This window comes from Endozoicomonas sp. ONNA2 (genome assembly GCF_024606365.1).
Taxonomy (GTDB): domain Bacteria; phylum Pseudomonadota; class Gammaproteobacteria; order Pseudomonadales; family Endozoicomonadaceae; genus Endozoicomonas.
In genome coordinates, this window is sequence record NZ_JAHHPO010000994.1 from 1 (window position 1) to 7,688 (window position 7,688).

Genomic DNA, 7,688 nt, shown 5'->3' on the forward strand with positions numbered 1-7,688 from the left:
ACCAATTTGCTGCCACCGCAGTAGGGCAGTCTATTCTCGGACAGCCTCTTGGCTATGGCTCGACAAGGCAGTGTACCAATGTTACACAGAAAATGTTTAAAAGACGTGTATCCACCTGATTTTGAAAATGAAACATGAAGCCTTCCCAAGAGGAGTCAACTTCAGGGTGGAAGGGCTCCGGGAAGGTCGGTACGACTTTTATCCAAGGCAAGGCGAGCCAGAAAAAAAATGGGTTGATGAGGTTGGTGAGATAATGCCTATGAAAGCAGGACTGTATAATCCCGGGGAGTTTCGGGATAACTGTGGTTTTGGGCTGATTGCCCAGATGGAAGGTAAGAAAAGTCATCACCTTCTGAAAACGGCGATTGAAGCACTGACCTGTATGACACACCGCGGCGGAATTGCTGCCGATGGTAAAACAGGCGACGGTTGTGGTCTTCTTATTCAAACACCGGATACTTTTTTCCGAACCGTTGCACAGGAAAAGTTTGGCTGCGAGCTGCCCGGGCAATATGCCGTGGGCATGGTCTTTCTCAATACTGATAAAGTCTGGGCAGAGAAAGGCAAAAAAACCCTTGAAAAAGAGTTGCAAAAGCAGCGTCTCAACGTGGTTGGCTGGCGCAAGGTGCCTGTTAATGTTGACTGCCTTGGACCCATTGCCAAAGACCTTCTGCCCGGTATTGAACAGATCTTTGTTACCCCTGCGGGTGAGCTTGACGAGAAAGAGTTCAATGCCAGGCTCTACATGGCTCGTCGATACACTAATATGGTGATGGCGGAAGACCAGGATTACTATATCTGCTCACTGTCGCCCAGGGTTATTACCTATAAAGGTCTGATGATGCCGGTTGATCTGCCAACGTTTTATCCGGACCTTGGCGATAGCCGTTTTGAAACCGCCATCTGTGTATTCCATCAGCGGTTTTCTACCAACACCATGCCGCGCTGGCAGCTGGCCCAGCCATTCCGTATGCTGGCTCACAATGGTGAAATCAACACCATCACCGGTAACCGTAACTGGGCAGAAGCCCGTCGTCAGAAGTTCCAGTCACCGTTGCTGCCGACCCTTGATGATATTTCTCCTTTGGTGAACCGCACCGGCTCTGACTCATCCAGCCTGGATAACATGATGGAGGTGCTGGTCACGGGTGGTGTGGATCTTTACCGGGCGATCCGGATGCTGGTTCCGCCTGCATGGCAGAATGTGGACACCATGGATCCGGATCTCAGGGCATTTTATGAATACAGTTCCATGCATATGGAGCCCTGGGACGGTCCCGCTGGCCTGGTTATTACCGATGGCCGCAATGCCGTCTGTGCCCTGGACCGCAATGGCCTGCGCCCGTCACGCTGGGTTATCACCCGAAACGGTTACCTGACCGTGGCTTCCGAGGTGGGTGTTCATGGCTACAAGCCAGAAGATGTGGTTGCCAAAGGTCGGGTTGGACCGGGCGAAGTCCTGGCGATTGATACCGAGACTGGCGAACTGCACCAGGCCCATGATATCGACGACAAGCTGAAAGTCCGCCAGCCCTATAAAAAGTGGTTGAAGCAGAACGCCTATCGTATCCGTTCCCACTTCAGTGAAGACGATTACAAGGTTGACCACCTCTCTTCTGAGCAACTGAAGGTCTACCAGAAGATGTTTATGGTCACCTTTGAGGAGCGTGACCAGGTGATCCGCCCACTGGTGGAGTCTGGCCAGGAAGCGGTTGGTTCCATGGGCGACGATACGCCAATGGCTGTGCTGTCCAGCAGAACCCGGACGGTCTATGACTACTTCCGCCAGCAGTTTGCCCAGGTAACCAACCCGCCCATAGATCCACTGCGTGAAGCTATTGTCATGTCGCTGGAGACCTGCCTGGGGCGTGAGTTGAACCTGTTTGAAGAGACACCGGAACACGCTGCCCGGGTTATTCTCAAGTCACCGGTTCTGTCCACTGCCAAGTTTCTGGACCTGATGAGTGTTCGTCATCAGCATAAGTCCTTGGAGACCGCAACCATCAACCTGACCTACGACCCGGCCATTGGTCTTGAACAGGCGGTGTTGAATATCTGTGACCAGGCGGAACACGTGGTGCAATCTGGCAAGGTGTTAATCTGCCTTTCTGACCGTCATATCGATCAGGGGCTGCTGCCAGTGCCAGCGGCCATGGCGACGGGTGCCGTGCATCACCGGTTGATTGGCAAAGGCCTGCGTTCTGAGTGCAATATTATTGTTGAAACCGCCTCTGCCCGTGACTCCCATCAGTTTGCGGTGCTGATCGGGTTTGGTGCCACCGCCGTTTACCCTTATCTGGCCTATGAAATCATTAATGACCAGATTCACTCCGGTGAGGTGATGACGGACCCCCGCGAAGCCTACAAGGCTTACCGGAAAGGCATCGGCAAAGGGCTGATGAAGATCCTTTCAAAAATGGGTATCTCTACCATTGCCTCCTACCGGGGCGCACAGTTATTTGAAGCCGTGGGTCTTTCCAGGGAGATCGTTGACCTGTGCTTCTGCGGTGTGCAAAGTCGTATTCAGGGTGCCCGCTTTGAAGACTTCCATTATGAACAGGGCCTGCTGGCTGACACGGCCTGGAAAGCCCGCAAGCCCATTCAGCAGGGTGGCCTGCTTAAGTATGTACACGACAGTGAATACCACGCGTTCAACCCGGATGTGGTGCAACAGTTGCAGGTTGCCGTTAAAACCGGCGACTATCAGGAGTACCGGAAATACGCCGAACTGGTGAACAAGCGGCCAGTAGCTACCCTGCGTGACCTGCTGGGCCTTAAGCCCAGTGACCAGGCGCTGGGTGTGGATGAAGTGGAATCTGTTGGTGATATTGTGCGCCGGTTTGACTCTGCCGCCATGAGTCTTGGCGCACTGTCACCAGAGGCCCATGAAGCACTGGCGGAAGCGATGAACCGTCTTGGTGGTCGTTCCAACTCCGGTGAAGGCGGTGAAGATGAAGCCCGCTTCGGCACCAACCGTGTATCCAAAATCAAACAGATTGCCTCCGGTCGTTTTGGGGTGACTCCTCACTACCTGGTGAATGCCGAAGTGCTGCAGATCAAGGTTGCCCAGGGAGCCAAGCCCGGTGAAGGTGGTCAGTTGCCCGGTGGCAAGGTGAATGAGCTGATTGCCCGTCTGCGATACTCGGTACCGGGTGTTACCCTGATTTCTCCGCCACCGCACCATGATATCTATTCCATTGAGGATCTGGCCCAGCTGATTTATGACCTGAAACAGGTGAATCCTGAGGCGCTGGTTTCCGTAAAACTGGTGTCTGAGCCAGGCGTCGGTACGATTGCCGCAGGCGTTGCCAAGGCATATGCGGATCTGATCACCATCTCCGGCTATGACGGCGGTACTGCTGCAAGCCCTCTGACGTCTATTCGCTATGCCGGTTCCCCCTGGGAGCTTGGCCTGAGTGAAGCCCATCAAACACTTCGTGGCAATGATCTGCGCGGCAAGGTTCGCCTGCAGACCGATGGTGGTCTCAAGACCGGTCTGGATGTGGTCAAGGCGGCCATTCTTGGCGCCGAAAGTTTTGGTTTTGGTACCACACCCATGATCGCCATGGGGTGTAAATACCTGCGTATCTGTCACCTGAATAACTGCGCTACCGGTGTGGCTACCCAGGATAAGTCACTTAGGGAAGAGCACTTCAAGGGTGATGTGGCGATGGTTATGAACTTCTTCAGCTTTGTTGCCGAAGAAGTGCGTGAGTGGCTGGCATTGCTCGGTGCCAGAACCCTTGAAGAGATAGTAGGCCGCACTGAGTTGCTGGAGCTGCTGCCGGGGCTGACGGAAAAGCAGCAGAACCTGGACCTGTCCCCGATTCTGGGCAGTGCCGATGTACCGGCGGATAAGCCCATGACCTGTCAGGTGGACCGTAACCCGCCATACGACAAGGGTGAGTTGGCCGAAGAGATGGTTCAACAGACAATGGCTGCCATTGAAAACCAGGCAGGTGGTGAGTTCAGTTTTACGGTTGGCAACTGTGACCGTTCCATCGGTGCCCGTCTATCCGGTGAGATTGCCAGACGTTACGGTAACCAGGGAATGGCGGACAAGCCCCTGAAGCTGAACCTGACCGGCTCTGCAGGCCAGAGTTTTGGTGTCTGGAACGCGGGTGGTCTGGAAATGCGCCTGGAAGGGGATGCCAACGACTATGTAGGTAAGGGCATGACCGGCGGTAAGCTGGTGATCTACCCACCGGTGGGCAGCAGTTTCGTCACCCATGAAACCTCGATCATTGGTAACACCTGTCTCTATGGTGCCACCGGCGGTACATTATACGCCGCTGGTCGTGCCGGTGAACGTCTTGGGGTTCGTAACTCTGGCGCCAATGTTGTGGTGGAAGGTGCAGGCGACCACTGTTGTGAATACATGACCGGCGGTCTGGTGACTGTCCTGGGCCGGGCGGGTCATAACTTCGGTGCGGGTATGACCGGTGGTTTTGCCTATGTGCTGGATATGGAAAGAAGTTTTGTTGATCGTTATAACCATGAATTAGTGGATATACATCGCATTGATAATGAGGCCATGGAGCCTTATCAATCGCACCTGTTGAGTGTCCTGGAAGACTACGTTGCCGAGACCGGCAGTGCCCGGGGGCAGGAGCTGATTGATGACTTCTATGACTACAGTGGTCGTTTCTGGCTGGTGAAGCCAAAAGCTGCCAGTCTCGATACCTTGCTGGCCAGTACCCATGGTAGCCCTGAGTAATCAGGGTATCCGCAGCTTATCTGCAGGTATGGCAAAAGATCAGGTATTAACAGCTTTGTGAGGTCAGCGAAATGTCACAGATACCTTTAAAAAATGGCAACAGCCTGAGCCGGAAAGACAGCCTGAGCCGAAAAGAAAGCAGGCTGAATAACAACTTCCAGTTTGTTGATGTAGGTCGTCATGATCCGGATAAGAAAAGCCTGCGTCAGCGCAAAACAGAATTTGTGGAAATCTACCAGCCGTTTGATGAGCGGCAGGTAAAAAATCAGGCCCATCGCTGCCTGTCCTGCGGGAACCCATATTGTGAATGGAAGTGCCCGGTACACAACTACATTCCGGACTGGTTGAAGCTGGTCTCTGAAGGTCGTCTCTTTGAAGCGGCAGACCTGTCACACCAGACCAATACCCTGCCAGAAGTGTGCGGTCGTGTTTGTCCACAGGATCGCCTCTGTGAAGGTGCCTGTACGCTCAATGACGGTTTTGGTGCGGTAACCATCGGGTCCACCGAGAAATACATTACCGACACGGCGCTGGCTCTGGGCTGGCGTCCGGATATGTCCGGGGTATCCTGGACCGATAAAAAAGTAGCCATCATTGGTGCCGGGCCTGCTGGCCTGGGCTGTGCCGATGTGCTGGTGCGCAATGGCGTGACACCGGTGGTATTTGATAAAAACCCGGAAATCGGTGGCTTGCTGACCTTTGGTATCCCGGAGTTCAAGCTGGAAAAACACGTCATGAGTCGTCGCCGTGAAGTGTTTACCGAAATGGGGATTGAGTTTCAGCTGAATATGGAAATCGGTAAAGACATCACCATGGAGAAGCTGCTTGAGGAGTATGATGCGGTATTCATGGGTATGGGGACTTACACCTATATGAAAGGTGGCTTTCCCGGTGAAAATCTTGAAGGTGTCCATGATGCGCTGCCTTACCTGATCTCCAATGTGAACCGTAACCTGGGCTTTGAGCAGGATCCGGCAGACTTCATTGATATGAAGGGTAAGCGGGTGGTGGTGCTCGGTGGTGGCGATACTGCCATGGACTGTAACCGCACGGCCATTCGTCAGGGTGCCAGGTCAGTAACCTGCGCTTACCGCCGTGACGAAGAAAACATGCCCGGTTCTCGCCGGGAAGTGGCCAATGCCCGACAGGAAGGTGTGAACTTCCTGTTTAATCGCCAGCCGGTTGAAATTGTTGGTGATGGCCAGGTAGATGGCATCCGTCTGGTAACCACTGAACTGGGCGAGCCGGATGACAATGGCCGACGCCGTCCACAGGTGGTAGAGGGCAGTGATCAGATACTGGAAGCGGATGTGGTTCTGGTTGCCTTCGGTTTTCGCCCAAGCCCGGCTGACTGGTTTGAGCAGCACGAAATTCAGATTGATGAAGGTGGTCGGGTTGTGGCTCCTGAACAAGCCAGATTCAAGTTCCAGACCAGCAATCCCAAAGTGTTTGCCGGTGGTGATATGGTTAGGGGGTCTGACCTGGTTGTTACCGCCATCTGGGAAGGTCGTCAGGCAGCAGAAGGTATTCTTGATTACCTGGATGTCTGATCATTCACTTTTTTAAATAGTAATATAGGGGCGTTTTTCCGAAGCGCCCCTGTTTTTTCTACAGCCTGGAATACTTCATTTCAGGCAATGCTGGTATCGGGATTTTTATGACTCCATTGAAAAATGACCGCTTTCTTCGAGCTTTGCTCAGGGAGCCAGTTGATGTAACTCCCGTCTGGATGATGCGCCAGGCTGGCCGTTATTTGCCGGAATACCGGGAGACCAGGGCCCGTGCCGGTGACTTTATGGCCCTGTGCCAGAACCCGGAGCTAGCCTGTGAAGTCACCCTGCAGCCACTGGAACGATTCCCGCTGGATGCGGCAATTCTCTTTTCCGATATTCTCACGATTCCCGATGCCATGGGCCTTGGGCTCTATTTTGAAGCCGGTGAAGGGCCGAAGTTCAAAAAGCCCGTGCGCACCGCCGCCGATGTTGCTGCGCTGACCGTGCCAGATCCGGAAAAAGACTTGGGTTATGTGATGGACGCGGTGAGAACCATTCGACGTGAACTCAATGGCCAGGTGCCACTGATTGGTTTTTCCGGCAGCTCCTGGACCCTGGCGACCTATATGATTGAAGGTGGCAGCAGCAAAGACTTTCGTCGTATAAAAGCGATGATGTTTGATCAGCCAGCATTGCTGAAGCAGGTGTTGAGCGTGCTTGCCGAGTCGGTGACCAGCTACCTGAATGCCCAGATTGAAGCGGGTGCCCAGGCGGTGCAGATTTTTGATACCTGGGGTGGGGTGCTCAGTCCAGAGAACTATCATGACTTCTCGCTGCACTATATGGACAGGATTGTTAAAGGCCTGAAGCGGGAAAATGACGGCAGACAAGTGCCGGTTATTCTCTTTACCAAAAATGGCGGGCAGTGGCTGGAAGCGATGGCCAATGCCGGTGCCGATGCACTGGGTCTGGACTGGACAACCGATATTGGTGAAGCACGGCGGAGAGTGGGTAACCGGGTCGCTTTACAGGGCAATATGGACCCATCAACGCTGTATGCATCCCCCGAACGTATCCGCCGGGAAGTGGCCACCATTCTGGAAAAATTTGGTGCGGGCAATGGCCATGTGTTCAATCTGGGGCATGGTATTCACCAGTATGTTGAGCCGCAAAAGGCGGCTGCGTTTGTCAGTGCCGTACATGAATTGTCTGCTCAATATCATGCGTGCGCATAAGGGCATTAGCAGCGCAAAATCTACCGGCTCATTCCGCTTTCATTCTGTTCAGGGATTTTACAGGGATAGTACAGGGTTCATCTAACAGGGGTGTAAACGCCGTTTCTTGGGGTAGGCATTAAGGAATTTTTCCTGATGCTATAGTTGTATCCCTCGTTCTCTGGCTCGTAATGACTGTCGCTGACGGGTTGGTGTTACCTTGTTGTGGGTCTTGAATTGGAACCACAAAGGTCACAAAGAGCA

General features: G+C 53.5%; 3 protein-coding genes. All 3 read left to right on the plus strand.

The window, feature by feature from the left end:
• Positions 1–259: 259 nt before the first annotated feature.
• The 3 genes from gltB (at position 260) to hemE (ending at position 7,445) form a co-directional block, all read left to right on the plus strand.
• Positions 260–4,717, plus strand: coding sequence for a glutamate synthase large subunit (gltB, locus tag KDK14_RS17550; RefSeq protein WP_257266487.1), 4,458 nt, complete (start codon positions 260–262; stop codon positions 4,715–4,717).
• 71 nt (positions 4,718–4,788) lie between these two features.
• Positions 4,789–6,267 carry an FAD-dependent oxidoreductase gene (locus tag KDK14_RS17555; protein WP_257266485.1) on the plus strand — a complete coding sequence of 493 codons (1,479 nt, stop codon included), beginning with the start codon at positions 4,789–4,791 and terminating at the stop codon, positions 6,265–6,267.
• 107 nt (positions 6,268–6,374) lie between these two features.
• Positions 6,375–7,445, plus strand: a complete 1,071-nt coding sequence (hemE, locus tag KDK14_RS17560; RefSeq protein ID WP_257266486.1) for a uroporphyrinogen decarboxylase — start codon at positions 6,375–6,377, stop codon at positions 7,443–7,445.
• Positions 7,446–7,688 lie beyond the last annotated feature (243 nt).